Origin of the sequence: Bacteroides sp. AR20 (assembly GCF_964250605.1) — a bacterium.
Taxonomy (GTDB): Bacteria; Bacteroidota; Bacteroidia; order Bacteroidales; family Bacteroidaceae; genus Bacteroides; species Bacteroides uniformis.
In genome coordinates, this window is the sequence record NZ_CAXUGK010000031.1 from 1 (window position 1) to 26,490 (window position 26,490).

Below are 26,490 nucleotides of genomic sequence, written 5' to 3' on the forward strand. Positions count from 1 at the left end.
TAAACGCAAAAAGCGTGCAACTCATTGAGCTGCACGCTTTTGCTTATTGTTTATTATCTGTATCCTTATCGGAATCATTTGACTTCCTCGAATATAATTACAGATGAATATCAATAATTTATATAACGCTTGGTACAAATATGATTATTTTATATCAAGATGGAGGTTTACAGGGTAGTTATTGCGTCCCAAAATCACGTAAATAAAACTTTAACTTTATTTAAGTATTTTCTTTTGTTTGCAGATGTTTTCATTTTGCTTTGGATATTTGCTCTTGTTTAGCTTTTCTTTTCATAAGCCACTGATTTGCAAAAAGGTATCTGTTTTTATCTTTCGTTTTCTATGAAAATGTGTTGTATATTTGCATAATGAAGTTACGAAAAGAGTGTAATTTATTGGAAATGAGCGTAGGTTAGTCGCTCTTGATAGTAATAGGTTACGAATTAGTTAGTTATCTACTGCATTATTCCTCTGTGCGTTGCGTAACCTTCAAAGAACTCTTCGTATGCAAAAGTAGCTATTTAATCCGAGATTTTGAAATAAACTCCCGGATTTTTTATTCTCTCATTCATAAGGTTTTCCGTAAAAGCGGTTTTATCCGTCGTTACATAATCGCAGCGGACAAGTCCTAACGAATATGTGCCGACTATCGCATAGCCGGAGAAAAGGGCATTGCCTCACGCCTAAACGAAGTTTAGACTGATGATGCAATGCCCCTTTCTTTTGTGGCTATGCCAAGAGGTGCTTTTACGAGTTTTCAGATGATTTTCTTTTTAGCTGTCCATTTGTGCCGGAAGCGGAAAGGATGCCGAGTGTGTCAGCTTGCCCCATGAATGAAGCAAGCGGCCACACACAGCCGGACAAACCGGGAAGAAAGACTGTTTCCACCCGACTGGACAAGTACAGTCGGATCGGAAACTGTCATACTTCCTTGTTGATGGTTTGCCCTTTTCACGCTTCCGGTGATGTCTTTTTCTTTCAGTCGGTTCTTCTTTTTTACGGATTTTCCCTGAAGTTTTTGTATTCCAATCTGCCTCTGTTTTCGTTTACCTCCATCTTGCGCCTTTCAGTAGAATCGCATCAGGCAGTCATTTTCGTTCTGGGCGCAAAGGTAATTCCGGGATTGGACGGGAAAGCAAGGTCAGGCCTCCTGTTTTCGGCAAAAATCTCCAGCCCTTCGGGTAGTATTTTGGCCGAAAAACCTTGCATTCCCTAATCCCTACATTCAAAAAGCACCCGAAACGAAAACGACCGACGCGAAAGAAAGACGCATAAAAAAAATGTCGGATAAACGAGAGGCAGATAAGATAGTTAGAAACCAACTCCCTCAGCTCTTGAATCCGCATAAAAAACAAAAAATCAAAAACAGCGAAGATATGACAGCAACGGCAGATTTCAAACAAACGGCGCAATACATCGGGCTTGCTATATGCGGTTTGATAATGCGCACCGCCTTCGGGGTGTCCGGCATCCTTTGGGGCATCATAAGAGAGATTGTAAACGGAGTGTTCCGAGTGGCGATAGGTGTAATCGTGGCTATCCTTTCCACCATTGCCTTCTTCGGCTTCATCCTTTGGTTATTCACCCTTTAACCCTTACCGATATGGCAAAGAGAAACAGCAAGACGGCAGCGCAGCAGTGCAGATATTACGAGGTGGACAACATCTTCGAGTATATGGTGGAAACGTACATCAACGGCAATTTCAGCACATTCCGTGAACTATACCACGAACTGAACAAGGACGCACGGAGGGACTTTATAGATTTCCTTCTCAGCGAGGTAGAGCCGACCTATTGGAGAGAGATACTGAAACAGACAATCTAAAAACAACAGCGATATGAAAGGGACAGACCATTTCAAGAGAACGATAAAGATGTATTTGGAACAGCGTGCGGAGGAAGATACGCTCTTTGCGAAGAAGTACCGCAACCCTGCCAAGAACATGGACGATTGCGTGACCCACATTCTGAACTATGTGCAGAAAAGCGGTTGCAACGGCTTCACTGACGGAGAGATTTTCGGGCAAGCCATCCACTACTATGAGGAAAACGAGATAGAGGTGGGCAAACCGATGAACTGCCAAGTGGTAGTGAACCACGTTGTAGAACTCACGGCAGAGGAAAAGGCGGAGGCACGGCAGAACGCAGTCCGCAGATACCAAGAGGAGGAACTCCGCAAATTGCAGAACCGCAACAGACCGTCAGTGAGAAAAGAAAACCAACCACAACCCTCATTATTTGATTTAGGCTTATGAAACCCAAGACCAAGATACAGAAAGAGGTGGCAAGACTTTCCGCCAACCTCCGCCCCATATCCGCGACACAAATAGATTGGGCATACCGCCATTGCGTTGAGCATATCGGCTACCGCACCAAAAAAGGGAACATAACCTGCTCCGACTGCGGTCACGAGTGGCACAGCAGGAGCGAACTATGCGACACCCTTGTAGGTTGCACCTGCCCAAGATGCCATACCGAACTCAAAGTGCAGGACACCCGAAAGCGCACCTACAAGGAAACGCAGTATTTCAGCGTGATAACCACCTGCAAAGGCTATCAGGTTATCCGTGTGGCGCAGGTCAGATGCGAAAGCAGGAAAGGCGAACCGATGCACTTCTATTGCCACGAGGTTGTGCAGCGTTGGATTGCACCCAACGGCAAGGTTACGGATATGGCGTTGCTCCGAGGCTTCCTTTTCAGCTATTGCGATGTGTGGGCATTGGGCAGCGATATGGAGGTAAGACCGCACAACAGCCTATACGATGATGTGGTGGCAAGGAGCTATCCATATCCCAAGATGAGGATATTGCCACAACTCAAACGCAACGGCTTCAAGGGCGATTTCCACGGCATTTCCCCCGTGCGTCTTTTCACGGCTCTCCTTACCAATCCAAGAATTGAAACCCTTATGAAAGGCGGTGAGATTGAGGTAATGAAGCATTTTCTTTTCAATGTCCGCAATGCCGATGAATGTTGGGCGTCATATCTGATTGCCAAGCGTCACAAATACCAGATATACAACTTCCCAATGTGGTGCGACTATCTGTATATGCTCAAAAAACTCGGTCAAGACCTCCGTAACCCCAAGAACATCTGCCCCGAAGATTTCATAGTGGCGCACGACAAGGCAAGCCGAAAGATTGATGCCATACACGAGAAGGAACGAGCCGAGCAACACCGCCGTTGGGAGATTGAAAGGCGTGAGCGTGAGCAAAAGCGGTTGCTCCAAGAGAAGAAGAACGAGGAAGATTTCATCAACCTTAAATCCAAATTCTTCGGCTTGGTAATCACGGACGAGGAACTAATCGTCAAGGTGCTTGAAAGCATAGACGAATATTACAACGAGGGCAAGGCGCAGCACATCTGCGTGTTCGGCAGTGAATACTACAAGAAACCCGACACCCTCATACTCTCGGCAAGGATTGGCGATGAGATTATTGAAACCGTTGAGGTGGACTTGCGAACCCTCGAAGTGGTGCAGTGTCACGGCAAGCACAACCAAGACACCGAATACCACGAGCGCATCATAGACCTTGTGAACCGCAACGCCAACCTTATCCGTGAGCGGATGAAAGTGGCATAGCATAAACCCTAAAACGATATTGATATGGAAGTAAGAATTGAAAGTATGATTTGTGTGTGGGACGATGCAATCCCCACGATGTTCCTTGAATTTGTAAACCTCCTCACTCTTGCAACGAGTGAGGAGGGATTGAGAAAAGGCGTAAAGGAGTTTGCCGAGAAACACGAACTTGACAAGTTTTTCCATTACGGCTTCGGTTCACACCATTTCTACCTGCACCAACGCTACACGAGCAATCCCGAAATGGTGATGAAGAACAGACTTTTATCAGTACATTTTTAACATCTAAAAGAGCGATGATTATGGCAACACGAATGACCATCAATGGAGTAAGTACCTGTACGGAAGTAGGTACGGAGAAATACGAGCGTTTCCAATCGGGTATCGGCAGACGCAGGCGGACACTTGTGCAATACGACTACCGCCACACGGACGGAGAATTGTTCGCTTGTGTAAAATCCACATTGGACGAGTGTCGGGAAGCAAGGGACAAGTGGCTGAACGAAAAAGCAGGAAAGGAGGACAGACGATGAACGCAACCTATCAAACGCTGATTGTCAAGTTCAAAGAGCCGATTACGGCATTGGACGGCATATTTGACGATGCCCAAATGTGGGGAACTGACACCCTCAAAGGGTGGATAGATGATTACGAAAGCACACGCTTCACCGCTACCGACAGCCATACGGCAGTCATCACGAGCGAGTATAATATGGAGTGCGTGAAGGAGTGGCTAAAACGGCAGACACCCATTGCCGAGATGATAGAATTTTGAACGGGTTGGCGGTGTACGCACCGCCAACACTTAAAACCCTAAGAACAACGGATATGATAGCAAAGACTATATTACAGCAGATAGGCGGAAAACGCTTCGCCACTATGACAGGAAGCCGTAATTTTATAGATATGGGCAACGGCTTACGGATGAGCCTTGCGAGGAACAAGACAAGCGCAAACCGCCTTGACATCATCTATGACGGAGGGGCAGACCTCTACAATATGCGTTTCTATCGCAGGACGTTCAGCAAGAAGACATTTGACTGCAAGGAAAAGGACATTGCCGTACACGAGGGTATCTATTTTGATATGCTGGAGGAAATGTTCACGATGGTGACAGGACTTTACACACGCTTTTGAGTGGTGGGCGGCGAAAGCCGCCCTACTTTCTTTCAGTGAGCAGGATGGCGGACAAAGAAAGTAGCAAAGAAACCTTTGTTTTTTCGCTAATGAGCGAATTTTTGTGTACTTTTGTATTCAATTAAGATTGAACGTAGGAGTATGTTTAATATCTGTTCATTTCTTCGGGTGTCTGCCGCCCTCTTTTTACCAGTTTGCGGTTGGATGTATTAGCACGTTTAATTTCATTAAATCTCTGAAGAATATGATTACATTAGGTAACTTTTTTGTATGGTGGGCATTTGGCGTACTGGGCGGTTTGCGCTGCAAGGAATGAATGTACAGTGAAGACATACTCTGAACTCAATAGTTTCGCCATGAGGGTTCGACTCCCTCTCCGTCCACAAATTAGAAGAAAGAGGATATTCTATTAAGTATAGATTTATCCTCTTTCTTATTTTTTACTTGATATACAGTAGCTCAAACTCCGCCTTTCTCCGTTTGAGCAGCATGGCGTGGCGTTTCCCTTTGTAGTTGCAGAAGGCTATATACTCACGGTAGATGTTCCTGTCGCCAGCCTCCAACTTCTTGATTAGGGTACTTTTGGGAATTGTCTTGCTGCCTAAAAGCCTATATGGTCCGACATTGTAGGCAAGCGTGGCGAGCAGAAGGCTGTCCTTTCCGAACTGCCTGAACATCGCGCAGAACTTCCGCATGTCTTTCCGCAGGAGCGCGTCAGCCTGCCGTTTCGTCATGGTTCGTGCCGAATACCTTTCGCCCGGCAGCAAGCGGTGTCCGTATCCTACATACGGGTGGTGTTTCTCCGAGTGCCAGCCCTCAAAATACTTCGTGCAGCGCACAGCCCTCTCGAAAAGCGGCAGTCGGCAGATTGCCGCCTGCCCGTCCGTTCCCTCTTGGCGGCTGATCTGCGCGGACGCAGAACAGACCGCCAGAAGCGAACAGAGTATCATCAACCACACACGCATCATTTCGGCAGTGGTTTGAAGTTTCCGATGGGAACGATGGTGAAGCCGTCATCCTTGATGTTCCGGTTGTTGAAGTCAAACTCCAGCTCGAAGGAGTTGCCGAAGTTGTCCTCCACCACCACGATGAAGTTGTGCGCCTCTTCGCCTGCCGCCGTGTAGTACAGGCGGAACTTCCCGTTCTCCAGCAGGTAGCGGTCGTTGGGCAGGAAAGTGATACCGTTGTCCATTTTCAGTTTGCCTTCCCCCTCGAACTGAAAATAGCGGATGGTGTAGAGCGTATTGGCGAAGTCGCCCTCCTTTTTCAGTTCACAGCGGATTTCCACCGTCTGCCCCTTCGTCACCTTGTTAGGCACGGGCATCACCTCCACCGTAAAGGGATAAGACTGTTGGATGTCCATGTCGTCGTCGCACGACACGAGAGTGAATGACACGGCGGCTATCAGGCACAACGCCACCGCCTTGAAGATTGATGTTCTCTTGTTTCTGTTATTCAGTATATTCATATTCTTCGATTTTTAGATGGTTGTTTTTTCTTTTTTTGTTGTCTGTTGCAGATACTCGTTCAAGTCCTTGCAACCGTCATAGAGGACGGAACGGTCGGTGACACGTTCCCCGTATTGTCCGGTTAGTGTGGCAAGCGTCCGCTGTCCAGCTTCGTCACGGTCGAGGAAGCAGCCGATACGCCCGTAGCCGTCCAGCAGTTCCACCGCCTTCTTCACGTTGGCGACGGAGTTCAGCACAAGGCAGTCCGCGTTACCGGTTACTTGGAGCGTTTCAGCCGAAAGGAAGTCCATGAAGCCCTCGAACACGAGGCACTCGCCAGCCGGGATTTCCCTCGCCTTTACCAAAGACACATCTTTTGGCGGGATGCACCCTTTGAAAAAGCGGCTTCGGGCTTCATAGCCCCCTGCCATGTTCGGGAAACCGATGGCAAAATACCGTTTCCCACGCACACCGTAATTTAGGCGGCAGCAGTGGCGGGATGCGGTGGCGTAAGGGATGCACCGTTCCGCAAGATACTCCGTCAGCGGAGAGCTGAGCAACGGGGCGACCTCCACATCCTCAAAGACGGGTTCGGCCGGCTTAGGGAGATAGGTGGGCTTTTCCCATCCGGCAACCGTCATATTGGCGGCTTCCGCTATGAACCTCGCCTGCGCCATAAAGTCATCGCTTTGCAGAAACTCACAGGCAAGCGTGAATATGTCGCCGCCCTTGCCAAGCCCGAAGTCGTACCAGAGCTGTTTCGCCACGTTCACACGGAAAGAGGGTGTGCGCTCGCCCCTGTACGGGGCGAGATACCACAACTCGTTTCCGCTCCTTCTGACTGGCTCATGCCCCAACCGTGCAAGGAAGTCCGCCAGCGGGATTTTTCGGAGTTCGTCAATGTTCATAGGCGCATCCCCCGTTTCCTTTTGGGTGGTTCCGGCTTCGGCTGGTTGGCGTTCCTTACGGGTGAAGCCACGACAATGTTTCCGTCAGCCTCCTTGCCGTTTGCAGTGACGCCGTACATCTTCACCTCACGCACCTTTTTCATTTCGGATGCGATGAACAGGTTGAGTTCCGAGCGGTTGGCACTTCCGGTAATTTCATGGGCGAGGTCGTAAATCCCTCCATAGGTCTTATCGGGTTTCTCCTTGTCATACCAGCAGTTTATGCCGGTATCCACGATGATATTGCCTTTTGTCGAATACGGCGACTCGTATATCAGCAGGTTGGCGTTTCTATCGACAGGCTCATAGCCCATAGCCCTCATAAAATCTTCAAGGGAAAGATTTTTGATGTCAAGGTCAATCACAGTCAGTCCCATAGGCTCATCCGATTATGAATTTTACACCGAACCCTAACTGCGTGTGGAACTTCCTCGTGTCGCCACCCCACAGGCAACGCTCACGCAGGTTGGCAAGCAAGGATATACGGTCTGCCACATAGCACTCCACATCGAGCGTCAGCGCACCGCCGTAGATGAAGGCGTCCCGGTCGTGCAGCGTGGAGCCGTCATGCAGCACTTTTTTACCCCAATTCACCGATTCATATCCGGCGAGAGCCGAAGCCCCGGCATAGACAAACACGATTTTTCGGGCATCCGACAGTATCTTGAAGTAATAGCCGCCCTCCGCCGTGAACTGCGCCACGGGTATCTTGGTGTCCTTGTAGGGGTTGTTCTTCAGTAGGTATTCGCCACCGAACACCCACTTGTTCCCTTTCTTTGTGTAGGTGGAGAGTGCCGCCCCGAAGCTGTACCCGCCGTTCTTGCCACCGGGATTGAAGCCGTCCGCCATGTTCGCCCTTACCTCGATGCCCTGCATCTTCGGCAGGCATCGCTGGGCGTGCGCCTGCCCCGTGAAAAGGGCAAGCGACGCGATGATTGTTGCGATGTACTTTCTCATGGTCAGCGCACTTGAAGTTCGTTGATGGTATTGGCGCGTACCAAATCCTCGTTCTCAATCACGAAGGATTGGTGACGGCCGCCGTTCTTCTCGTTCAACTCCACCACGAGGCACTTGTCGTCGGGGATGGTGAACTTCGCCATCGTGAAGACCGTGCGCTCACTCTTCTTGCCCGGCACGAGTGTGGCGTAGTTCTGCGCACGGAGCGGCAGGATGATCTGCTCCTGCACGGCGATACGCTTCGCCACCTTCTTGTCCACGATTTTCCAAGTGATGTAGTCCACATCGAAAGGCACGTTACTCTGGTTCTTTATCTCCGTGTGGAAGTAGAGCAAGTCGTTGTGCGTGTAGATGCCTTTCAAAAGGTACTGGATGCCGAAACGCTTGCAGCCGATATGCTTCACCTCGCGCTTGTTCTGCTTGTGGATGGACTTCATGATAAGGCGTACCAGCATCGGGCTTTCGCTGCCTAATTCTTTCAGATAGATTTCCTGCGCGTTGTTCGGACGGTTCACCGTGCTGCCGTCATGGATGAAGTCGCACATCTCCACGTTGAGCAACAGCGGTTCGGCGGCATACTTCACGTTGAAGGTGTAGAAACTTCCGTCCTCGGTGATTACGGACATATTGGTTTCGTTGGGGAAATTCCGCACGGTAGCCTTCACGCGAATGATGTTCTCGGCTCCATCGGCTTTTCCGGCAATCAGGTCGGGCGAGCCTAAATCGACGTAGCGCACCTCCGCCGGAAAAATGACGTGGACGGTCTTGTCGTAGGTCACTTCCAGACCGTGCGGCGGTATCATGCGGTCGAAGGTCAGCTTGCGCGACAGACCGTGATACAGGTCGCCGTCCGCCTCCTTCTGCGGATAGACCTCTTTTGTCAAGGTCGGCTGTTCATTACTTCCGTTGTTCTGTTCAACGGTTACATTCTCCTGCGCGTTGGCAGATGCGATGCCCATAGCGAGGGCAAACATGATGATTACTTTTCTCATTACTTTTGGATTTTAGTGGTAAATATTTTTTGATTGATTGTTGTTTTCAGTCCTTTTCCTGATAGAGCATGACCCTGTATCCGGCTTTCAGATGCACCTTGACGGTTCGCATCTTCTTGGCGATATACTGGCTCGTGCCTTGTATCAGCCCCTTGCCCAAGTCGGAGGCGAGTTGCGCCCCGGCGTTGGTGGAGATGTTGATGCTGCTCCCTAACGAGCCGCCCATGTTGGCGGCGACCTCCCTGACGGCGTTCATCTCCATCGAGTTCGGGATGAAGATGCCGGACTGTCCGTCTGTGTCATAGACCGCAAGTTCCACGGGGATAATCGTGCCGTCGTATTCCAGCGAGGTGATCCCGATGTCGAGCCGCTCTCCCTGTATCTTTCCCGTGCCGACCACCACCGCATTGCGGGGGATTGTCCTGCCCGCCACCGCCATCGGTTCCAGCAGGCGGAGCCTTACCGTCTGCCCGTCCGTCACGCTCTGCGCTCCATGCACACACGCCGGGATGGTGTTCCTGTCCGATACCTCCGCCGTGCCGACAGCCGTGTTGAAATTCCGGTTGCGCTCCTGCGAGAAGGTGGCGACAAACTCCGCGTTGCTCATGGGCTGTGATAGTGAGGAAACCACTTGATGCTCCACCTTTTTGATAGGCATTGCCGTGTTCTTCTTTCCTTTCTGTACGGTGGCAGGCTCTGCCGACTGTTCCGCTGATGGTTGTCTGCCGTTCTGACCGCCCATATACTTTGCAGCCAGTTCGTAGGACTTTTCCATAAGTGCCACTTGGTCGTCCACGGCATTTGCCTTGCCTTTCTCGCTCTCAAGTTCCGATTCCAGCGAGGTGATGCGCTCCAACAGTTCTTCCATCTCGAAGTTGTCCTCCTTCGGCTGTTCATAGAAGTTGCCGAGTGTGGCGTTCAGGTCACGGTAGGCGGCAGCGGAGGATCGGATGGTCTGCGGCGTGGCTGGCTGTGCCGTTTCCTCCTTGCCGCCCGGATTGGCGAGGTCGAAGTCCTTTCCGTCCTCCATCTGCGCCACCTCACGGTCGAACATATCGCCCAACTGCCCGATGGCACGGTTGCGGCTCTCCAACCGCTCTTCCATCTCCCCATGCTCGTAGGCTTTCAGCTTGTCGCCGATAATCAGCCTGTTCTCCTTGTCAGCATCGGGCATCTCGGTGTTGTAGCCGTCCGTTCCCGGTTTCTGTTCCTTACCGGTGGACGGGGCGAATATCAGCCACATCGCCCCGATGAACACCAGCACCATAGCAGGCAGGACTATCATCTTCTGCCGTTTCAGCCGTTGCGCCTCGGTCAGCGGTTCGCGCTCCTTTTTCGGTTTTCCAGCATCGGGAGCGGCTTTGTTCTCTTTCGTCGGTTCATTCTTCTTCTGTTCCATATAAATAAGGTATTAAGTGATTGTCTGTTTCTGCCGGGGTCGGCAGTTCCACCTGTCCGGCGTGTCCCGTTTCCATGCGTGAGCCGTCGTTTCTGCCGATGTCATAGACGGCTCTGCCGAAGGTGTAGAGGGCAAGCACCGCGAAGGCGGCAAGCATCCCCAGCACGATGCGGCGGCGTGTTTCCGGCGGCAAACCGTCAAGATAGCCTTTGACTTTTGCCACGATTTGTTTTCTCTTGTCTTGAAGTTTCCGTTTCATAATCCGTTACCTTTTGATTGTCTGTAAATCTTTGTTCTCGATGATGGTGAACCCCTCGATGGTGAAGCCGTTGGGGTTGTCGTCCGACCGTGAGGCGTTCAGCAGGCGACAGGTGGTCACGAGGCTGCGCTCGGTGACGTTGCTCTGCCGGATGATTTTCTGCGTGGCGTAGGTCACGGCGCGGTAGGGATAGGCGTTGAAGTCGCACACCACGCTGTCCACCTTCAGCACTTGGTTGATGTTCCCGGCGATGACGCGGTTGTAGTACCCCTTCTCGGCGAAGTCCGAATAATAGTGGTACACGCTCTTGTCCGCCAGCAGCAACGCACGCTTAACGTTGTGTTCAATCGCGCTCTTTTCGGGCGAGAGCGTGAAGAACAGCTCGTGGAAGCGGCGTATATGCTCCCGTGCCTCCGCCGGACGGTTCTGCGACAGGTCCTGCGACAGCGCGAGCATCAGCGACTTGCCGTTGTCCAGCACATAGATCTTCTCCCGTTGCTTCTCGGCGAAGCGGTAGGAACTCCATACGCTCCACACCGTCACCACGGCGCACAACGAGAGGAAGACGATACCAAACAGGCGTATCTGCCTGAACGACGATTCGATGTTTCTGAGTGATTTGAATTCCATTTTACTTTTTCCGTTTTATGATTACACATTGGTTATTTCAGCAGCTTGCCGATGCGACCGACCGCGTTTCCTGCCGTTGCCCCGGCGACTCCGCCCGCCATGCCCCCGGCGCGTCCCGCCATCTGGTTCATGGTGCGGTTGTAGCTGCCCATGCCTCCGGCTTGGATGATCCAGCCCGCCACGGTGGGGATGGTGAAGTAGCCGATGATGCCGATGCAGAGGAACACGATATACACCCCGTCGCTCGAATCCAGCGAGAAGTTCGGGTCAGCCTGCATCCGCTCAATGTCGCTTTGCAGCATCAGCACCTGTATCTTAGCCAGTATGGTGCTGAACATATCCGATACCGGAAGCCACAGATAGACCTGTATGTAGCGGCATATCCACTGCGTGAGCGTGCTTTGGAAGCCGTCCCACACCGATATGGCGAAGGCTATCGGACCGAGTATCGCCAGCACCACGAGGAAGAAGGTGCGGACGGTGTCTATCACGAGGGCGGCGGCTTGGAACAGCAGCTCCAGTATCTCGCGGAAGAAGTCGCGGATGCCCTTCTTCATGCTGTACATACCACGGTCGATATACATCCCCGCCATCGTCACCATGTCGGCGGGCGACCAGCCGAGTTCCTCCAGCTGTTTGTCAAACTCCTCGTTGGACACAAGGTAGGCGGTTTCGGGGTTGCGCATCATCGCCTCGTATTCCAGTTTGTCCTTCTGCTGCCGGTAGGTGTTCATGTCGAGCGTTTCCGCCTCCAGCATCTTCGCCGTGCCTTGCACCACGGGCGAGAGGATGCTGTTTATCGTGCCAAGCACCACCGTGGGGAAGAACATGATGCAAAGACCTATTGCAAAAGGACGGAGCATCGGGAACACGTCTATCGGTTCGGCTCTCGCCAGCGACTGCCATACACGGTAGGCGACGTAGAACAACGCGCCCAGCCCGGCGATGCCTTTCGCCACGCCCGCCATGTCCTCGCACAGCGGCATCATCTGCTCATAGAGCGAGCGGAGTATCTGGTGAAGGTTGTCGAACTCCATAGGCTACCAGTATCTTTCGTTCATGTTCCCGTACAGCCCCATGATGCGGTCGAGGTCGTTTTTCTTCTTCGCGCGGAGGTAGCTCACCGATATGTTCTTGTTGGTGTAGTACGATACCAAGTTTCGGTATCGCCGCATCTTCGAGTGGCAGCGTTCCACCACGTCCATGCGCTCCTTGTCGGTCATGGAGAGCGTGGTGATGTTCACCACGTTTTTCAGTTCGGTCAGCACATCGTTACTCTCTTCCAACAGCTTCGTGTAGCCGAAGGCGATGGCTCCTAATTCCTCCACCGTGAAGTTGTCGTCACGCATCATCCGCTGGAAGTTGGTCACATAGATGTCGGTGATGTCGCCCACCATCAGGATGGTCTGCTGCACCTTGCGGGCATCCCGGACAAGGTTGTTCACCGATTTCAGAGCGTCGTAATACTTCTTGCCCTGCTCATAAATCTTTACGGTTTCCTGAAAGTTCTTCACCATGTTCTGAGCCGTCGTAGAGGTATGCACCACGTTCTTGGAGGTGTTCACGATGCTCTGCGCGATGTTGGACGGGTCTATCACCGCCCACTGTGCGCTTGCCCTGCCTGCGAGAAGCAGGCACAGGAAGACAATCATTGTTGTTCTTGTTCTCATGTTACTTTGGATTTTAGTGGTTGTTGTTATTCTTCAATCGGGTTTTCCGGCTGTGGCTTCACCCGTACATAGTCCCCGTTGGGCGAGAAGGTCAGCACGTCGGTAGCCTCGTTGTAGGATACGTCGATGCGGAAGCCTGTGTTCATGAACAGGTTGCCGTTCTCTTCCTGCAAGAGATAGGTTTCCGGTTTCAGCTTGCGGCGCAGACCGCTCCGGCGGAACACCGTCACCTTGTAGGCTTCGCCCTCCTTGTAGATAAGCACGTCGGGCTTCCCCTCCACGCTCTCCCAGTTCCCGCACAACATATCGCGGCGGTTTTCCTCCACGTCACAGGATTGCAGCATCACGACCGCCAATCCGATCAGACATTTGCTGACTTGCAGCATTTTCACTTTTGATAAACTCATACGCATTTTTGTTTTTAGTTGGTGATTAATGATTAACTGTTGTTTCTCCGCCTTTCGGCAAGCTGCCGGATGGCGGCTTCGATGTCGCCGCCCAACTTCTCCGCCAGACGGTAAACCTCCACTTTCTCCGTTTCCTCGGTGGTGTACGCGTAGGCTAAGCACCCAGTGCCTTGTCATATTTCTATGATAGGTTTCCGAGTACTCGCCTCCGAACCGGACTTACAAGTCTCCCTGTATCCGGCTCTCCACTAATTAATTCAGTCTGATTCTTCGGTCGGGGTCTATCTTTGCATGACACTTTGAGCAGACAGCCAAAGTTTTTCGTCTCCGGGCTATCATTCTCTTTTCCCAGTCGGATTTACCTTTCAGGTCTTTAAGTTTGCGAACGTGATGCATTTCGAGTTTATCGGTAGCACCGCATAATTCGCAGACTTGGAGTTTCAGCCTTTCCATAAGGTTGTTACGTCCACCTGTTATGGAAACTGTCCGTGGAATAGTGTCACAGTAAATATTCCCTGCAACCTTTTTGCGTTTGAAACCATCATGATAAAATGATTGGTAAAGTGTCTTACCCTTGCTATTTTCATATGCCACTTGGAAAACCTTGTTCTTTTTATATTTCAGAAGTATTTTCTTTACAGATGATTTGTATTTGTTCGCAAATACCTTATACATGCTGTATGACATAATGTGATAGAAAGAATTGATGACATAGCTATTATTGGCTATTGAGTAGTAATTATAGAACCCTCGGATTTCGGCATTGAACTGACTGACTATTTCCAAGTCATCCAAGTTCAGCATGTACGTTCTGACGATGGACTTCCAAGCCTCTTTGCCATTGACAACCGCTATTCTTGCGACCTTATAATCAAAGAGTTTCTTCCGCATCGTTTCAAAATTCAGGTACAAGACAGGCTTGTGTCCGAATGCTCTAACCGTTCTACCGAACTTATCTTTGCGTAAATCATTACACCTGCGGATAAATACGTCATATCCGAGAAATTTCGCTGGTTTTTGCGCATTGGTTATCAGTGTCTTTTCGTCTGACAGTTCCAGTTTAAGAGCTTCATTCAAATAGTTCTTAATATCCTCTTTTACTGTTTTGCAGTCTTCCAGACTACCGGTAATTCCAATCAGAAAATCATCTGCGTATCTCACATATTTTAACCGTTTGATACTGCTGTCCATTTCATTACGTGCCGGATAGTTGTTCCGTTCTTCTCGTAGCCGCTTAATTTCAGCGGTCATCTGTTCCTTTACCTTTACATCTTTCTCATTCTTTAGTTTCTTTGCCAGTCGGTATCTCCGCTGTTCGTAGAGCTTGTATCGGGCATCGCCTTTTCTCGTTACCCCTTTATTAAACCGATTGGTGTATTCCTTGATGTACTTGTCGAACTTGTCAAGGTAGATATTAGCCAGTATTGGGCTGATAATCCCGCCTTGTGGAGTTCCACTGTACGTTCTATGAAATACCCAGTCTTCCACATATCCGGCATTCAGGAACTTTCGGATAAGCCGCAAAAATCTTTCGTCAGCGATACGTTCCCGAAGAATATTAATCAATACGTCATGATTGATATTGTCGAAGAATCCTTTAATATCGCCTTCAATGAACCATTTCACGGCAGTGAATGTCTTTTGTATATCTATAAGAGCAGTATGACAACTTCGTTTGGGACGAAATCCATGTGAAGTATGTTCAAAACTGCCCTCATAGATTGCTTCAAGTATCATTCTAACTACTTCCTGTACCAGTTTATCATCAAAAGAGGGTATGCCAAGCGGACGTTTTTTCCCGTTTTTCTTAGGTATGTACGTCCTTTTGGACGGATTAGGCTGATAAGTCTCATTTTTGAGACTATCAATCAATTGTTCAACTCGGTCAATGCTCATTCCATCAATGGTTTTACCATCGGCTCCTGCCGTCATGTTGCCTGTCTTGCTGTAAATATTCTGATAGGCTACATAAAACATTTCTTCGTTAAACAGCACTCTATACAGCCGCTCAAACTTATAATTCAAGTTACCGCTGTGTTTACTCAGACTGTTCAACACATTTTCTGGATTTCTCATGTCTCTCACATCTTCCTTTAAATTGTTAAACTTAATTAGCTGCTCCCCTTCGCCATGTACAGGGCGTTACCCTGCTCAGACTACTATGGAAGCTCCGTTGCCATGCCGGATATTCAGGGGCAGACCCCATAGCCCTACAACTGGCTTTCCGGTTTAGGCAATCCCCGTTTAGAAATTTGACGACTATTTGGCTCGATAGATTGTCGGATACGACTTTCGTCCTTTACTACTTATGGTAGTTGCCTTGCGGTAAGTTTATGCTACTCCTGCTACCTGTCATCAGTGTAGTACCGCAACATAACGGTATAATTCCGAAGAATTATTCAACTGTCTTCCGTCATTGCCCAAGATAAGACTGCTCGGACTATCGTTCAACCAATGCAGGCTTTATCCTTATATCTATCATTTTAACTTGCCATTCGGTCGCAGCCTGACAGTTGGCTGACTTATGGCTTTACCAACGTGCTATGTTCCCTTGTGGGGTTTTCCCCTCCGGTTAGCGGTTGTTAATGGACATTTTAAACACTTGCCCAGTCGCTTGCCAAAGCGACATTCGTCAAATTCCCTTTACGGGCGCACCAGATACTCTTCAGCACTGACCTCTGTGGCATAGACCGCCGACTGTGTGCCGCCCAAGCCTATCCACACCTCCTTGTAGAGCCGTGAAGGGTTGTTCGCCATGTTGATGGAGAGTATCTGCCCCTTCTCCTTTTCCGTCAGTCCGAGCAACGCCTGTATCTGGTCAAACTTGTTCATGTACTTGCGCTGGTCGAGAAGTATCTTGCAGTCGGAGTTGTTGATGATGCTCTCCTTGACCACGGGAGAGGAAATGATGTCGTCCACCTCCTGCGTCACCACGATCGCCTCGCCGTAATACTTCCTGACGGTCTTATACATATAGCGCAGATACTCAGCCATGTTCGCTGAAGAGAGAGCCTTCCAAGCCTCTTCCACGATGAGCTGTTTCCGCACCCCTTTCAGCCGTCGCATCTTGTTGATGAAAGCCTCCATGATGATGATTGTCACGATGGGGAATAACTCCTTGTTATCGCGGATGGAATCAATCTCGAAGACAATGAACCGCTTGTTCAGCAGGTCGATGTTCTCCGTGGAGTTGAGCAGGAAGTCGTAACGTCCGCCCCGGTAATACTGCCGCATGGTGGTAAGCATATTGTCGATGTTGAAGTCGGACTTCTCCACCTTGATGTCACGCTCAGCCAGCTCACGGCGGTAGTCGTCACGCATATACTCGTAGAAGGTGTTGAACGACGGCACGATGCTACGGTCGGTCTTGATGCGCTCGATGTAGGCACTCACGGCACTGCCCAGCTCTCCGCTCTCGGTCTTCGTCACCTTGTCGTCCTCCGACTTCCAGAGCGTCAGCAGCAAGGTCTTGATGCTGTCTTTCTTCTCCACGTCGAAGACGTAATCGTCGGTGTAGAACGGGTTGAAGCTGATGGGCTTTTCTTCCGTGTAGGTGAAATACACCCCGTCCTCGCCGCCCGTCTTGCGCTGTATCATCCCGCACAATCCCTGATAGGAGTTTCCTGTATCGACCAACACGACGTGCGTGCCTTGTTCGTAGTATTGGCGAACTAAGTGATTCATAAAGAAAGATTTGCCGCTGCCTGACGGTCCTAACACGAACTTGTTGCGGTTGGTCGTGATACCCCGCTTCATCGGCAGGTCGCTGATGTCAAGGTGCAGCGGCTTCCCCGTGAGCCTGTCCACCATCTTGATGCCGAAGGGTGATAGCGAACTGCGGTAGTTGGTTTCCTCCGTGAACAGGCACACCGCCTGTTCGATGAAGGTGTGGAAACTCTCTTCCGCCGGAAAGTCAGCCGCGTTGCCGGGTATCGCCGCCCAGTAGAGTGTCGGGCAGTCGATGGTGTTGTGGCGCGGCACGCACTCCATGCTCGCCAGCTGGCTTCCCACGTCGTTCCTTATGTGCTTCAGCTCTTCCGCGTCGTCGCTCCACGCCATGACATTGAAGTGCGCCCGTACTGAGGTCAGCCCGTAGGAATGGGCTTCGTTCAGGTATTGGTCTATCCACTCGCGGTTGATGCTGTTGCTCCTTGAGTAGCGGGACAGCGACTGCATATTGCGGGCGGACTTCTCGAACTTCTGCAAGGCTTCCTCGCTGTTGTCTATCAGCACATACTGGTTGTAGATGTGGTTGCAGGAGAGCAGCAGCCCCACGGGAGAGGCGAATGACAGGCGGCAGTCGCTCCGGTCGGTGGAGAGTTTCTCGTAACGGGTATCGGTTGCCACCTTGCCCGGCAGGTCTTCCGCATCGGAGAGGGTGTGCAGGCACAGGCGGTTGTCGCCGATGCGCATATCCCTTGCCGAAAGTTCGATGTCCTGCAAGGTGGTGTCGCCCTCCGGCATGAGCGAGAAGTAACGCTCAATCAGTCCGACGGACTTTTCCGTTCCCACAATCTCGTCGGTGGATAGGCGGCGCAGGCGGACAAGCCCGCTGTCGTTCATGATGCGCTCGAACTGTTCGCAGGCTTCCAAGAACTTGGTCGTGGTTTCCTTGTCCAGCTCCTTCGGGATGATATGCCCGCGGCACAGCGTGCTGAAGTTACTCTGCATCCGGTTACGCTCCTTCGTCGTCTTGGTCAGATAGAGGTAGCAGGTGTGTTTCAGGTACGGACGCTCGTTGAAGTGACGCTCGAAGGAACGGCTTAAAAAGCTCATGCCGTCCTTTTGCAGTTCCGGCATGTACTTCTCCTTGATGAAGTCGGGTAGGTCAGGGACATTACTGCCCCTTTCCCCCCTAAGAACCGTACGTGAGAGTTTCCCCTCATACGGCTCAAGCAACTCAATGCTTTTATTTCTACATAAAAGCCGGCTCATAATCCTCTGTTTTTAACTGGTAATAACTTCTGCGGCAACCGTCATGAAGAAGAAAACTATCCATTCGGTTATTTGTCAGCTGTTTTACGACACTCCAAGAGTGTTCGTTGTCTATCGGCTCACCACAGTAGGGACAGCAGCGTTGTTGTCTCTTCCAGAGATGCAGCAGTGATTTATACCCGTTGAGCGATTGGAGCATTTTGTAGGTTTCCCTGTGTTCAAAATATTCCTTCCACTGCGGGTCGTATGGGTTTGCATCCCCTTTGATTTTTACAAACCGCTTTATTTTGGTGTCGTACAGTCGTTTCAGCACGATTATACTTTCGGGTTTTCTCTTGTTGGGAGTGACCGCGAAAGTCCATTTACGGTTGTTAATCTTGTGGAAATACTTGTCAGCAACCCAATACTTCCCCTTTTTCGGGTGTCGGCGTTGTGCCCACTGCCATAACTTTTCGAAGATCAGTTTGTCAGCTTTCCTGAAAGTCTTGGATGATACGGAGTAGCGATAGTAATTCGCCCAACCCGTTATGATCGGGTTCAGTAGTCTTATCAGGGATTCCTGTTTTGCTCCCTTATGAGCTTCGATGGTTTCCCGGATTTTGACCATAAACCTTTTCAGACTCTCTTTTGACGGTTTTATCAGAAGTTTTCCGTTATACTTGCGAATGTTGTATCCGAGAAAATCGAATCCTTTGCCGATGTGAGTTATCTTCGTTTTTTCTTCTGACAGGGTAAGCCCCCTTGCATGGAGAAACTCACGAACAATAGGCAAGATCTCGTTTTGCAACAATTCCTTCGATGCTCCGGTGATTACAAAATCATCGGCGTACCGTATAAGGTGTACCTTGTAGCTGGTATAGACGCCCTTTTTACAGTGTGTCTTAAACCGTCTTTTCAGTACCGCCTCCAATCCGTCAAGGGTCATATTGGCAAGGGTCGGCGATATGATACCGCCTTGCGGCGTGCCTTCAACCGTCGGGAATAGCTCGGAGTTGTAAACAAAACCACTGTTCAGCCATTTGCGGAGCATCACTTTATCCATCGGGATATTATTCAGCAGCCATTCGTGGCTTATGTGGTCGAAACAGCCTTTGATGTCCCCTTCAAGTATCCATTCGGGCGATACGTCTTTTGCGAGTACACAGAAGCATTGTTCCCTTGCATCGAACGTGCTTCGTTCCTTGCGGAACCCGTAGGAGTTGTTGTCGGCTGTCGTTTCAGCTACCGGCTCCAATGCCATCAGATACAGCGCCTGCATAGCCCTGTCTTTCATGGTAGGAATACCCAACGGCCGTTGTTTGCCGTTCTTTTTGCTGATATAGACCCGTTTCAACGGTTGGGGATTGTATCCCCTGCGTTTCAGTTCGCTGATTGCCTGAAACTTCGCTTTTGGGGTTTTCCATAATACACGGTCAACCCCTGCTGTCTTTTTACCTTTGTTAGAGGTCACCCGCTTTACGGCCAATGCTTTGGCGTAAAACGAATGCGTTAGCATCCACTGTAAAGCTTTCACTTTACCGTATCTGCCTTCTTTTTGAGCCTTTACAATACGTGCTTGTAGCTTTTTAACCGCAATTTCGCACCGGAGCCAGTCTATGCTGTCCCAAGCGTTCGATTTTCGGTCAGTCGATGCACACGAAATTTCTAATTCGTTCATTTGCGTTTCAACTTTAAAAAGTTCTAAAAGTTTCTTGTAAAGAGTCACCATGCGGAAGTCTGCCCGCTTTCGCGTAGGGTAACGTTGAAACCCCTATCCGCCCCATTACAGGACGGCATTCGCTTTTTCCGCATTCCTGTGCCTGCATCCCGTTCGGCCTTCCTTACGGTCGGCTTACCTGTTTTCGTAGGAGAGATACAGGTTTTCCATGTTCCGTGTAAGTGACAAAGAGAATGGGTTAGAATCTGTCATTCCGCCGGCAGCAGTGTGGTTCGTGTAACCCCAGACTGGAGAGGGTTATCCTCGCTGCACCCGTTTCCGGGCTTGAGCCTGTCAGTATCGTTTGGCTCATTCAAACTAACGACGTTTAGCGACAGTTCACATGTGTTATTCATACCATTCAAGCCAAGCTCCCGCGCCGTCTGATACTGACGACGATTGTTTTCCCCTCACGGTTCAAACTGCCCCTTTCGGGCGGGCTACCTTGTCTGGGCAGCTTAATACAATTAAGGTGCATCTGCCCATAGGCTACTGCTGACGAAACAGCAGGTTTAATCTTTGTTTTATGTCATACTCGATGACTTAAATTATTTGTTAAACAATCACTTACACGACATCATGTCGCACCCAGTCCTGCTTGTGGACGACGGAGTAGTCCGGCAGCACCTTGATCGCCTTGCACCAGTAGCCGTGGACAGCCTCGTACTCTGCGCCCGTCACGGTGTAAAGCTCCGGCAGTTCCACCTCGAAAGCCACCGTGATGTCGGCGTCCTTTGAGATGATGCAGCCATGCTCCACCGCAAGCAGGGGGAACTTGTTTTCCAGTGTTGTCATTTTCGATGTATTCCTCATTGTCTTTCTTCCTTTCGTTGTCGTTTGAACAGTCGGGTTATCCGCCGCCGGTTGATAAGGTATCGGGGATGGCTCCGTGCCGCTCCCAGTTTCATCAGCCCGTGTTCGCCGTACCGGGCGTTCAGCGCGAAGGTCTGCCACACAAGGAGGGAGGACGATGCCGCGCCGAAGCCGATACATATCCATTGGTCGATACCGACCATATAGAGGATGATGAACAGGACGAAGAGAGCAAGCAGACCTCCGCAGAAGATGAAGAGGTACTGAGCCTTCAAGCCCTTGAACTCTACCGGACGGCCGATACCCTTGTTTACCGGGTATTCAGCCATACGTTGTTTATTAAAGGAAGAATGAGCGCAGGATGGTGGCGGCAACAATCAGGAAGATGCACGCGCCGAACCACGAGGCGGCTGTCTTGCTGGTGTCGGGGTCGCCCGATGAAAACTTGCCATAGACTTTCACGCCCCCGATAAGCCCGACGACCGCGCCGATGGCGTATATCAGTTTCGTGCCGGGGTCGAAATAGGAACTCACCATAGAGGTGGCTTCGTTGATGCCCGCGATGCCGTTTCCCTGCGCGAAGGCGGAGGCGGTTGCGGCGATGATGAGTGCCGCAGAGAGGATTGCTTTTCTGTTTTTCAAAATGTTCTTGTTCATAAACTGTTCTTTTTTGTGCCGTCGAAAGGGTGGATGGTCCTTTGTCGGGCGGTTGATACTCTGTTACTTTACTTTGGTTTAGTGGTCGCCCGTTTGTTTCCACGGACTTGGGCTGTCCGTTGCAGACCGGATGCGCCTTGCGCTTCCTCGCCGCGTGGGTTGATGTCATTCTTTCATGTCCTTTCCTTTTTCTGTCGTCACACATAGTTGCGGATGTCGAACTCCTCGATGTTGTCCGGCACGACGAACACCTTTTTAGGCTTTTTCATCCGTATTTCGATAAGCCCCCTGATACGGATGCCTATCTCCGAAGAGCCTTCCATCATTTTATCGTACAGCTCCGTGCCTTCCATGTCGGTGAACACCTTTGCCGCCTTTTCACGTTCCGCCTGTGTCGCGTCCGGGTTCTTGGCGGTCTTGCAGGCATCGTCAATCTCGTCAAAGCTGTTGCCCGAAGCCTGTGGTGTATCCGAAGCGTCCTCCTCCGGTTCATCCTCGCCGAACTCCAGTTCCTCCGGCGGTATGCTCGTGAATGTTTCATCGAGTTTTTCCTCCGGGACTTGCGCTGTCGGTGAGGCGGTTTCCGTGTTTCCGTCGTCAAAAGTAGTGTCTTCCGCCGACAACTCAATGCCTTTTTCCGAAGTGGCGGCTTGTTGCGTCGGTATGGCAGCGGTTGTCCGGGTTGAAGCCATCCTGAAACGGCTCTTGCCGATGATGTCCGCATTTTCCGCAGGGGCTTCCTCTTGCGCTGTTTCCTGCTTTATCTCCGTGCTGCCCGACGACCGCCACAATCCGGCGATGCCCTTGAAGAAGCGGACAATCCGCGTGTCCATGATGCGCTCGTAAAGGAGCAGGAACAGGAACCACAGGTTGCAGCCGACCGATACCGTCAGCAGAATGTCTGTTATGCTTATTGTTTCATTCATACGCTTCCTGTCTGGGTTAAAATACCGGGTTGTAATTCTTGGCGTAAAGGCTTCTTATGGCATCCTCGCACTGGTCGAAATGCTGGGTCAGCACATGGTCGATGTAGGCGGACAGGGTGAGCCTGTCATGCCCGATTACGCGGATGATGCGCATGATGCGGTCGTGGTACTCCGGGCGCACATACGCCATCTTTCCCGCTCGCGCCTTCACTTCGGGTTCACGGATGAACAGACGCTCATAGTCTTTCTCACTGCATTTGCAGATTTCCGTGGCAAGCGATATGATTTCCACGCTCGTCTGCATTTGGGCAACCATGCCCTTGCCGTCTTGCTGCGGCACTCTTCTTTTTTTGTTCTTTTCCTTTTTCATGTCAGATTAAATCTTCCCGTTGTTTTTTATACAGTTCGTTAATTCTCTCCTTGTGCTGCTCCAGATGCTGACGCAGCACGGTATCCACATAGCCGCCTACCGAGATTTCACCTCCGGCGATGTCGTTCACGATTCTGAGGATTTTGCCGTGGACATCGCGGCTGATATAGACACACTGGCGGGTCTTTATCTCGTTGCGGCGCAGGAACAGCTCGTTATAGTCCTCGTCCTGCCTTTTCCGGCGGTTGCCTTCCCTCTGCGCTTTTTCCCGTGTGGCGGGTTGCGCAGGAGGCGGTTCCGGTGCGGCGGTGCTTTCTTCGGTCGGTACGGCTGCGGGGACTTCCTGCGTGGGGCGTGCCACCTCCTGAGTGCGTCGCCCGATGGAGGCTAACAACAGTTCCTCGTCGATGCCTTCCGTGTTCACTTTCCTGCTGCCCATGCTCACTGCGGTCTGATGATGTCGCTTATCTCTTCGGAAAACTCACGGATGCCGCTCCCTTTCAACAGTGCCGTGTCCATCGGGAAGATGGTGGAGCGGAACACGCTCCTGCGCTCTTCCGAAAGGTCGCGGCGGAACTTCTTGCTGTCGGGCAGACGGGTGGAAAGCACCGGGAAGCCCATTTCGGCGATCACTTCCTCGTAGATGCCGTACAGGTCGTTCCTCTCCCTGCCGTCCACCATCGTCCAGAACAGATAAAACCCCTTTGTTTTCGCCTGTCCGGTCGTCATCAGCCTGTCGCGGAACATCGTGACGAATTTCAGGGTACTCTCCACGACAAAGCGGTCGGCACTCAGCGGAGTGAAGATGTAGTCCATCTGCGAGAGCGTCTTTATCACGCCGTTGCTTCGGAGTGTGCCGGGCATATCGAAGAACACCACATCGGGTTTCACATCTTCGGTGGCGATCATCCTCTCGGCATCGTCGAGGGCGTCCACCGCGTTGCTCTTGACGATGGTGTAGGCGTTCTTCTTGATTTTGCGGAAATGGTCGCAGGCAAGAGCCTTGAAGTAGGTGCTGCTGTCAATCAGCCCCGTTTCGTGTTCACGCAGCCCGTGGATGCTGTGCTGGGGGTCGTCGCAGTCCACGACGGCGACATTGTAGCCTTTCACGTTGTGCAGGTAGCTGGCGGCAAGTGCCGTGACGGTGGATTTGCCGATACCACCTTTCTGTGTTGCGAATGCAACGAAGATTTCCTTACTCATAGTTCTATACATTTTATTTGTTGATGATTTGTTTTTCTGTTTCCATGCGGATTTGGCTGTCGCACCATCCGCTTCCTTGACTACACGCGCAGGCGGGTCGTCGCGTATCCGGTTCTGTGGTGAAGCGGTGCGGCGGACAAGTGATGAATGACGACATTGCGTCATGAAGTCATTGAATCCATACGTCACCGAATTGTCGGAGAACCGGGTTTCCGACGGTTCGGACATCCGCTTCGGCAAGTATCCGCAGAAGCGGGTTTCCGGGTATTTTAAGGTTCCTTTTCTCATATCTTCAAATCGTTCGTTTCTTGAATCATGCTGCAAATAAACAAGTATATTCTGGAACTTGTATCACTTCTCCGGCAAGTGGCAGCACGTTGCGCTGGTTGGCAGTCATTGACCGGGTCAAGCATCTGTCCGATACCGCGTTAAGGGTGTAACTTTGCCCCCGGACAGCAGGGTTCGCCGATAGTGGCGCAGCCGGAGTCCTGAAAGGTATCTTTTCCATCCGTCCCCTGACGGATTTTTATGTTCACCTGAACATAGCAAGATGTCTTTTCAGCCGCTCAAAATATTTTGAGCAGCCACGAAAAGCACTTGCCCTTGCAGGGGGCGGGCTTCCCCTCCGAAGTCGGGCAGCCTTTCAGACCTACGGTGTATGTGCCTTGAAGCGGCGGCTTATGCCGTCAATCCGCTAAATCCAAAGTAATATGAAAGAGAAAAGGAAAAGTAAAGCAGGGAGAAATCCCAAACTTGATCCGGCGGTGTACCGCTACACCGTCCGTTTCAACGAGGAGGAACACAACCGTTTCCTCGCCATGTTCGGAAAATCGGGTGTCTATGCACGGTCGGTTTTCCTCAAAGCGCACTTCTTCGGACAGCCGTTCAAGGTGCTGAAGGTGGACAAGACGCTGGTGGACTACTACACCAAGTTGTCGGATTTTCACGCGCAGTTCCGCGCCGTGGGTACAAATTACAACCAAGTCGTGAAGGAACTGAGGCTGCATTTCTCCGAGAAAAAGGCGATGGCGTTGCTCTACAAACTGGAGCAGCACACCATCGAACTCGTGAAACTGAGCCGTCAGATTGTGGAACTTTCAAGGGAACTGAAGGAGCAGCGAGAGCAGAGCCAAACTTGTTTGGACTCTGCCGAGTCGCGTTTGAAGAAGAGTGAAACTCAAATGGAGGCGAAATGGTCGCAAAAATCAGTGTAGGCAGCTCTTTGTATGGCGCAATCGCCTACAACGGTGAGAAGATTAACGAGGCGCAAGGGAGGTTGCTCACCACCAACCGCATCTACAATGACGGTTCGGGAACGGTGGACATCAACAAGGCGATGGAGGGCTTCCGTACCTTCCTGCCGCCGCAGATGAAGGTGGAGAAGCCGGTGATGCATATCTCGTTAAATCCGCACCCGGAAGATGTGCTGACCGATATGGAGTTGCAGAATATCGCCCGCGAGTATCTTGAAAAACTCGGCTTCGGCAACCAGCCTTATCTTGTTTTCAAGCACGAGGACATCGGCCGTCACCACCTGCACATCGTGACGGTCAATGTGGACGAGAACGGGAAACGGCTCAACCGTGATTTCCTTTACCGTCGCAGCGACCGTATCCGCAAGGAACTGGAACAGAAGTACGGCTTGCATCCGGCTGAGCGTAAAAATCCGAGATTGGAAAACCCGTTGCGCAAGGTGGACGCTTCGGCAGGCGATGTGAAGAAGCAGGTGGGCAATACCTTGAAGGCTCTGAACGGGCAGTACCGTTTTCAGACGATGGGCGAATACCGTGCGCTCCTTTCCCTCTATAACCTGACGGTGGAGGAAGCGAGGGGCAACGTGCGCGGACGGGAATATCACGGGCTGGTCTATTCCGTCACGGACGACAAGGGCGACAAGGTGGGCAACCCGTTCAAGTCCTCGCTTTTCGGGAAGTCCGCAGGCTATGAAGCCGTGCAGAATAAGTTTGCCCGTTCCAAGCTGGAGATTAAGGACAGGAAACTCGCCGACATGACGAAACGCACTGTCCTTTCCGTGCTGCAAGGCACTTATGACAAGGACAAGTTTGTGTCCCGGCTCAAAGAAAAGGGCATCGACACCGTGTTGCGTCATACGGAGGAAGGGCGCATCTATGGGGCTACCTTCATCGACCACCGCACGGGATGCGTGTTGAACGGCTCGCGCATGGGCAAGGAACTCTCGGCGAATGCCTTGCAGGAACACTTCACTCTGCCATACGCGGGACAGCCGCCGATACCGCTATCCATTCCGGTGGATGCAGCGGACGACACGCACAAGGCACACGGTCAGACCGCATACGACCGTGAAGACGTGTCGGGCGGTATGGGCTTGCTCAATCCCGAAGGTCCGGCGACCAATGCCGAGGAAGAGGCTTTCATCCGGGCGATGCAGCGCAGAAAGAAGAAAAAGCGCAAGGGCTTGGGTATGTAATCGGAGTATCAA

30 protein-coding genes and 2 pseudogenes are annotated in these 26,490 nt (G+C 51.2%); 10 read left to right on the forward strand and 22 right to left on the reverse strand.

Annotated features, from left to right (window positions below):
- Nucleotides 1–1,376 precede the first annotated feature (1,376 nt).
- The 8 genes from ACESTD_RS14740 to ACESTD_RS14775 are packed head-to-tail and all read left to right on the forward strand — an operon-like array spanning nucleotide 1,377 to nucleotide 4,720.
- Entirely contained in the window at nucleotides 1,377–1,592 is a 216-nt protein-coding gene (locus ACESTD_RS14740) for a hypothetical protein (protein WP_098032323.1), read from the forward strand.
- Between the two features lie 11 nt (nucleotides 1,593–1,603).
- Nucleotides 1,604–1,825 (forward strand): hypothetical protein, encoded by a 222-nt coding sequence (locus tag ACESTD_RS14745; RefSeq protein ID WP_098032322.1) that lies wholly within the window; start codon nucleotides 1,604–1,606, stop codon nucleotides 1,823–1,825.
- A gap of 13 nt (nucleotides 1,826–1,838) precedes the next feature.
- Nucleotides 1,839–2,255, forward strand: a complete 417-nt coding sequence (locus tag ACESTD_RS14750) for a PcfK-like family protein (RefSeq protein ID WP_103877878.1) — start codon at nucleotides 1,839–1,841, stop codon at nucleotides 2,253–2,255.
- Nucleotides 2,252–3,583, forward strand: coding sequence for a PcfJ domain-containing protein (locus ACESTD_RS14755; RefSeq protein WP_103877879.1), 1,332 nt, complete (start codon nucleotides 2,252–2,254; stop codon nucleotides 3,581–3,583). Before ACESTD_RS14750 ends, ACESTD_RS14755 begins: the two co-directional genes overlap by 4 nt.
- A gap of 24 nt (nucleotides 3,584–3,607) precedes the next feature.
- Nucleotides 3,608–3,865 carry a hypothetical protein gene (locus tag ACESTD_RS14760; protein ID WP_103877880.1) on the forward strand — a complete coding sequence of 86 codons (258 nt, stop codon included), beginning with the start codon at nucleotides 3,608–3,610 and terminating at the stop codon, nucleotides 3,863–3,865.
- A 20-nt stretch (nucleotides 3,866–3,885) separates the two neighbouring features.
- Nucleotides 3,886–4,116 carry a DUF3873 domain-containing protein gene (locus ACESTD_RS14765; protein ID WP_103877881.1) on the forward strand — a complete coding sequence of 77 codons (231 nt, stop codon included), beginning with the start codon at nucleotides 3,886–3,888 and terminating at the stop codon, nucleotides 4,114–4,116.
- Nucleotides 4,113–4,358, forward strand: coding sequence for a hypothetical protein (locus ACESTD_RS14770; protein WP_103877882.1), 246 nt, complete (start codon nucleotides 4,113–4,115; stop codon nucleotides 4,356–4,358). The genes ACESTD_RS14765 and ACESTD_RS14770 overlap by 4 nt, the downstream gene beginning before the upstream one ends.
- 53 nt (nucleotides 4,359–4,411) lie before the next feature.
- A complete protein-coding gene (locus ACESTD_RS14775; RefSeq protein WP_103877883.1) occupies nucleotides 4,412–4,720 on the forward strand; it encodes a hypothetical protein in 309 nt (102 codons plus the stop codon).
- A 440-nt stretch (nucleotides 4,721–5,160) separates the two neighbouring features.
- Here ACESTD_RS14775 and ACESTD_RS14780 read toward each other — a convergent pair whose 3' ends face one another.
- From ACESTD_RS14780 to ACESTD_RS14885, 22 genes and pseudogenes are all read right to left on the reverse strand, one after another.
- Nucleotides 5,161–5,688 carry a glycoside hydrolase family protein gene (locus tag ACESTD_RS14780; RefSeq protein WP_103877884.1) on the reverse strand — a complete coding sequence of 176 codons (528 nt, stop codon included), beginning with the start codon at nucleotides 5,686–5,688 and terminating at the stop codon, nucleotides 5,161–5,163.
- A complete protein-coding gene (locus ACESTD_RS14785) occupies nucleotides 5,685–6,188 on the reverse strand; it encodes a DUF3872 domain-containing protein (protein ID WP_103877885.1) in 504 nt (167 codons plus the stop codon). Before ACESTD_RS14785 ends, ACESTD_RS14780 begins: the two co-directional genes overlap by 4 nt.
- Nucleotides 6,172–7,076, reverse strand: a pseudogene (locus ACESTD_RS14790) (toprim domain-containing protein). The gene ACESTD_RS14785 and the pseudogene ACESTD_RS14790 overlap by 17 nt, the downstream one beginning before the upstream one ends.
- Nucleotides 7,073–7,492, reverse strand: a complete 420-nt coding sequence (locus ACESTD_RS14795; protein WP_098032199.1) for a hypothetical protein — start codon at nucleotides 7,490–7,492, stop codon at nucleotides 7,073–7,075. The pseudogene ACESTD_RS14790 and the gene ACESTD_RS14795 overlap by 4 nt, the downstream one beginning before the upstream one ends.
- A gap of 4 nt (nucleotides 7,493–7,496) precedes the next feature.
- A complete protein-coding gene (locus ACESTD_RS14800) occupies nucleotides 7,497–8,072 on the reverse strand; it encodes a conjugal transfer protein TraO (RefSeq protein ID WP_098032200.1) in 576 nt (191 codons plus the stop codon).
- Nucleotides 8,073–8,074: 2 nt separating this feature from the next.
- Nucleotides 8,075–9,064, reverse strand: a complete 990-nt coding sequence (gene traN / locus ACESTD_RS14805; RefSeq protein WP_098032201.1) for a conjugative transposon protein TraN — start codon at nucleotides 9,062–9,064, stop codon at nucleotides 8,075–8,077.
- Nucleotides 9,065–9,110: 46 nt separating this feature from the next.
- Entirely contained in the window at nucleotides 9,111–10,463 is a 1,353-nt protein-coding gene (gene traM / locus ACESTD_RS14810; protein ID WP_098032202.1) for a conjugative transposon protein TraM, read from the reverse strand.
- A complete protein-coding gene (locus tag ACESTD_RS14815) occupies nucleotides 10,444–10,722 on the reverse strand; it encodes a TraL conjugative transposon family protein (RefSeq protein ID WP_098032203.1) in 279 nt (92 codons plus the stop codon). Before ACESTD_RS14815 ends, traM begins: the two co-directional genes overlap by 20 nt.
- 6 nt (nucleotides 10,723–10,728) lie before the next feature.
- Nucleotides 10,729–11,352 (reverse strand): conjugative transposon protein TraK, encoded by a 624-nt coding sequence (gene traK / locus ACESTD_RS14820; protein WP_098032204.1) that lies wholly within the window; start codon nucleotides 11,350–11,352, stop codon nucleotides 10,729–10,731.
- A 32-nt stretch (nucleotides 11,353–11,384) separates the two neighbouring features.
- Nucleotides 11,385–12,389: a conjugative transposon protein TraJ gene (gene traJ / locus ACESTD_RS14825; RefSeq protein ID WP_098032205.1), complete on the reverse strand. Its 1,005-nt coding sequence runs from the start codon at nucleotides 12,387–12,389 to the stop codon at nucleotides 11,385–11,387.
- A 3-nt stretch (nucleotides 12,390–12,392) separates the two neighbouring features.
- Nucleotides 12,393–13,022: a DUF4141 domain-containing protein gene (locus ACESTD_RS14830; protein WP_098032206.1), complete on the reverse strand. Its 630-nt coding sequence runs from the start codon at nucleotides 13,020–13,022 to the stop codon at nucleotides 12,393–12,395.
- A gap of 26 nt (nucleotides 13,023–13,048) precedes the next feature.
- Nucleotides 13,049–13,429: a DUF3876 domain-containing protein gene (locus ACESTD_RS14835; RefSeq protein WP_098032255.1), complete on the reverse strand. Its 381-nt coding sequence runs from the start codon at nucleotides 13,427–13,429 to the stop codon at nucleotides 13,049–13,051.
- A 252-nt stretch (nucleotides 13,430–13,681) separates the two neighbouring features.
- A complete protein-coding gene (locus ACESTD_RS14840) occupies nucleotides 13,682–15,505 on the reverse strand; it encodes a reverse transcriptase domain-containing protein (RefSeq protein ID WP_258985341.1) in 1,824 nt (607 codons plus the stop codon).
- A 579-nt stretch (nucleotides 15,506–16,084) separates the two neighbouring features.
- Nucleotides 16,085–18,247, reverse strand: a pseudogene (locus ACESTD_RS14845) (TraG family conjugative transposon ATPase); the annotation flags it as partial.
- Between the two features lie 97 nt (nucleotides 18,248–18,344).
- A complete protein-coding gene (gene ltrA, locus ACESTD_RS14850) occupies nucleotides 18,345–20,021 on the reverse strand; it encodes a group II intron reverse transcriptase/maturase (RefSeq protein ID WP_005840044.1) in 1,677 nt (558 codons plus the stop codon).
- 606 nt (nucleotides 20,022–20,627) lie between these two features.
- Nucleotides 20,628–20,855, reverse strand: coding sequence for a DUF3875 domain-containing protein (locus tag ACESTD_RS14855; RefSeq protein WP_373158968.1), 228 nt, complete (start codon nucleotides 20,853–20,855; stop codon nucleotides 20,628–20,630).
- Between the two features lie 14 nt (nucleotides 20,856–20,869).
- Entirely contained in the window at nucleotides 20,870–21,202 is a 333-nt protein-coding gene (locus ACESTD_RS14860; RefSeq protein WP_098032208.1) for a DUF4133 domain-containing protein, read from the reverse strand.
- Between the two features lie 10 nt (nucleotides 21,203–21,212).
- On the reverse strand, nucleotides 21,213–21,530 hold the full coding sequence (locus ACESTD_RS14865) for a DUF4134 domain-containing protein (RefSeq protein WP_057317083.1): 318 nt from the start codon (nucleotides 21,528–21,530) through the stop codon (nucleotides 21,213–21,215).
- Between the two features lie 197 nt (nucleotides 21,531–21,727).
- Entirely contained in the window at nucleotides 21,728–22,456 is a 729-nt protein-coding gene (locus ACESTD_RS14870; RefSeq protein WP_098032209.1) for a conjugal transfer protein TraD, read from the reverse strand.
- Between the two features lie 16 nt (nucleotides 22,457–22,472).
- On the reverse strand, nucleotides 22,473–22,826 hold the full coding sequence (locus ACESTD_RS14875; RefSeq protein WP_098032210.1) for a DUF3408 domain-containing protein: 354 nt from the start codon (nucleotides 22,824–22,826) through the stop codon (nucleotides 22,473–22,475).
- Nucleotide 22,827: 1 nt separating this feature from the next.
- Complete coding sequence (locus ACESTD_RS14880) at nucleotides 22,828–23,265, reverse strand: DUF3408 domain-containing protein (protein WP_098032211.1); 438 nt, start codon at nucleotides 23,263–23,265, stop codon at nucleotides 22,828–22,830.
- 2 nt (nucleotides 23,266–23,267) lie between these two features.
- On the reverse strand, nucleotides 23,268–24,317 hold the full coding sequence (locus ACESTD_RS14885; RefSeq protein WP_098032212.1) for a ParA family protein: 1,050 nt from the start codon (nucleotides 24,315–24,317) through the stop codon (nucleotides 23,268–23,270).
- A 422-nt stretch (nucleotides 24,318–24,739) separates the two neighbouring features.
- Between ACESTD_RS14885 and mobA the strand changes: the two genes are divergently transcribed.
- Entirely contained in the window at nucleotides 24,740–25,243 is a 504-nt protein-coding gene (gene mobA / locus ACESTD_RS14890) for a conjugal transfer protein MobA (protein ID WP_103877887.1), read from the forward strand.
- Nucleotides 25,222–26,478, forward strand: coding sequence for a conjugal transfer protein MobB (gene mobB / locus ACESTD_RS14895; RefSeq protein WP_103877888.1), 1,257 nt, complete (start codon nucleotides 25,222–25,224; stop codon nucleotides 26,476–26,478). Before mobA ends, mobB begins: the two co-directional genes overlap by 22 nt.
- Nucleotides 26,479–26,490 lie beyond the last annotated feature (12 nt).

Bases quoted from the DNA above. Each gene is read 5' to 3' on its own strand.
- ACESTD_RS14740 (WP_098032323.1), top strand. From the start codon at position 1,377: ATGACAGCAACGGCAGATTTCAAACAAACGGCGCAATACATCGGGCTT.
- ACESTD_RS14745 (WP_098032322.1), top strand. From the start codon at position 1,604: ATGGCAAAGAGAAACAGCAAGACGGCAGCGCAGCAGTGCAGATATTAC.
- ACESTD_RS14750 (WP_103877878.1), top strand. From the start codon at position 1,839: ATGAAAGGGACAGACCATTTCAAGAGAACGATAAAGATGTATTTGGAA.
- ACESTD_RS14755 (WP_103877879.1), top strand. From the start codon at position 2,252: ATGAAACCCAAGACCAAGATACAGAAAGAGGTGGCAAGACTTTCCGCC.
- ACESTD_RS14760 (WP_103877880.1), top strand. From the start codon at position 3,608: ATGGAAGTAAGAATTGAAAGTATGATTTGTGTGTGGGACGATGCAATC.
- ACESTD_RS14765 (WP_103877881.1), top strand. From the start codon at position 3,886: ATGGCAACACGAATGACCATCAATGGAGTAAGTACCTGTACGGAAGTA.
- ACESTD_RS14770 (WP_103877882.1), top strand. From the start codon at position 4,113: ATGAACGCAACCTATCAAACGCTGATTGTCAAGTTCAAAGAGCCGATT.
- ACESTD_RS14775 (WP_103877883.1), top strand. From the start codon at position 4,412: ATGATAGCAAAGACTATATTACAGCAGATAGGCGGAAAACGCTTCGCC.
- ACESTD_RS14780 (WP_103877884.1), bottom strand. From the start codon at position 5,688: ATGATGCGTGTGTGGTTGATGATACTCTGTTCGCTTCTGGCGGTCTGT.
- ACESTD_RS14785 (WP_103877885.1), bottom strand. From the start codon at position 6,188: ATGAATATACTGAATAACAGAAACAAGAGAACATCAATCTTCAAGGCG.
- ACESTD_RS14795 (WP_098032199.1), bottom strand. From the start codon at position 7,492: ATGGGACTGACTGTGATTGACCTTGACATCAAAAATCTTTCCCTTGAA.
- ACESTD_RS14800 (WP_098032200.1), bottom strand. From the start codon at position 8,072: ATGAGAAAGTACATCGCAACAATCATCGCGTCGCTTGCCCTTTTCACG.
- traN (WP_098032201.1), bottom strand. From the start codon at position 9,064: ATGAGAAAAGTAATCATCATGTTTGCCCTCGCTATGGGCATCGCATCT.
- traM (WP_098032202.1), bottom strand. From the start codon at position 10,463: ATGGAACAGAAGAAGAATGAACCGACGAAAGAGAACAAAGCCGCTCCC.
- ACESTD_RS14815 (WP_098032203.1), bottom strand. From the start codon at position 10,722: ATGAAACGGAAACTTCAAGACAAGAGAAAACAAATCGTGGCAAAAGTC.
- traK (WP_098032204.1), bottom strand. From the start codon at position 11,352: ATGGAATTCAAATCACTCAGAAACATCGAATCGTCGTTCAGGCAGATA.
- traJ (WP_098032205.1), bottom strand. From the start codon at position 12,389: ATGGAGTTCGACAACCTTCACCAGATACTCCGCTCGCTCTATGAGCAG.
- ACESTD_RS14830 (WP_098032206.1), bottom strand. From the start codon at position 13,022: ATGAGAACAAGAACAACAATGATTGTCTTCCTGTGCCTGCTTCTCGCA.
- ACESTD_RS14835 (WP_098032255.1), bottom strand. From the start codon at position 13,429: ATGAGTTTATCAAAAGTGAAAATGCTGCAAGTCAGCAAATGTCTGATC.
- ACESTD_RS14840 (WP_258985341.1), bottom strand. From the start codon at position 15,505: ATGAGAAATCCAGAAAATGTGTTGAACAGTCTGAGTAAACACAGCGGT.
- ltrA (WP_005840044.1), bottom strand. From the start codon at position 20,021: ATGAACGAATTAGAAATTTCGTGTGCATCGACTGACCGAAAATCGAAC.
- ACESTD_RS14855 (WP_373158968.1), bottom strand. From the start codon at position 20,855: ATGACAACACTGGAAAACAAGTTCCCCCTGCTTGCGGTGGAGCATGGC.
- ACESTD_RS14860 (WP_098032208.1), bottom strand. From the start codon at position 21,202: ATGGCTGAATACCCGGTAAACAAGGGTATCGGCCGTCCGGTAGAGTTC.
- ACESTD_RS14865 (WP_057317083.1), bottom strand. From the start codon at position 21,530: ATGAACAAGAACATTTTGAAAAACAGAAAAGCAATCCTCTCTGCGGCA.
- ACESTD_RS14870 (WP_098032209.1), bottom strand. From the start codon at position 22,456: ATGAATGAAACAATAAGCATAACAGACATTCTGCTGACGGTATCGGTC.
- ACESTD_RS14875 (WP_098032210.1), bottom strand. From the start codon at position 22,826: ATGAAAAAGGAAAAGAACAAAAAAAGAAGAGTGCCGCAGCAAGACGGC.
- ACESTD_RS14880 (WP_098032211.1), bottom strand. From the start codon at position 23,265: ATGGGCAGCAGGAAAGTGAACACGGAAGGCATCGACGAGGAACTGTTG.
- ACESTD_RS14885 (WP_098032212.1), bottom strand. From the start codon at position 24,317: ATGAGAAAAGGAACCTTAAAATACCCGGAAACCCGCTTCTGCGGATAC.
- mobA (WP_103877887.1), top strand. From the start codon at position 24,740: ATGAAAGAGAAAAGGAAAAGTAAAGCAGGGAGAAATCCCAAACTTGAT.
- mobB (WP_103877888.1), top strand. From the start codon at position 25,222: ATGGTCGCAAAAATCAGTGTAGGCAGCTCTTTGTATGGCGCAATCGCC.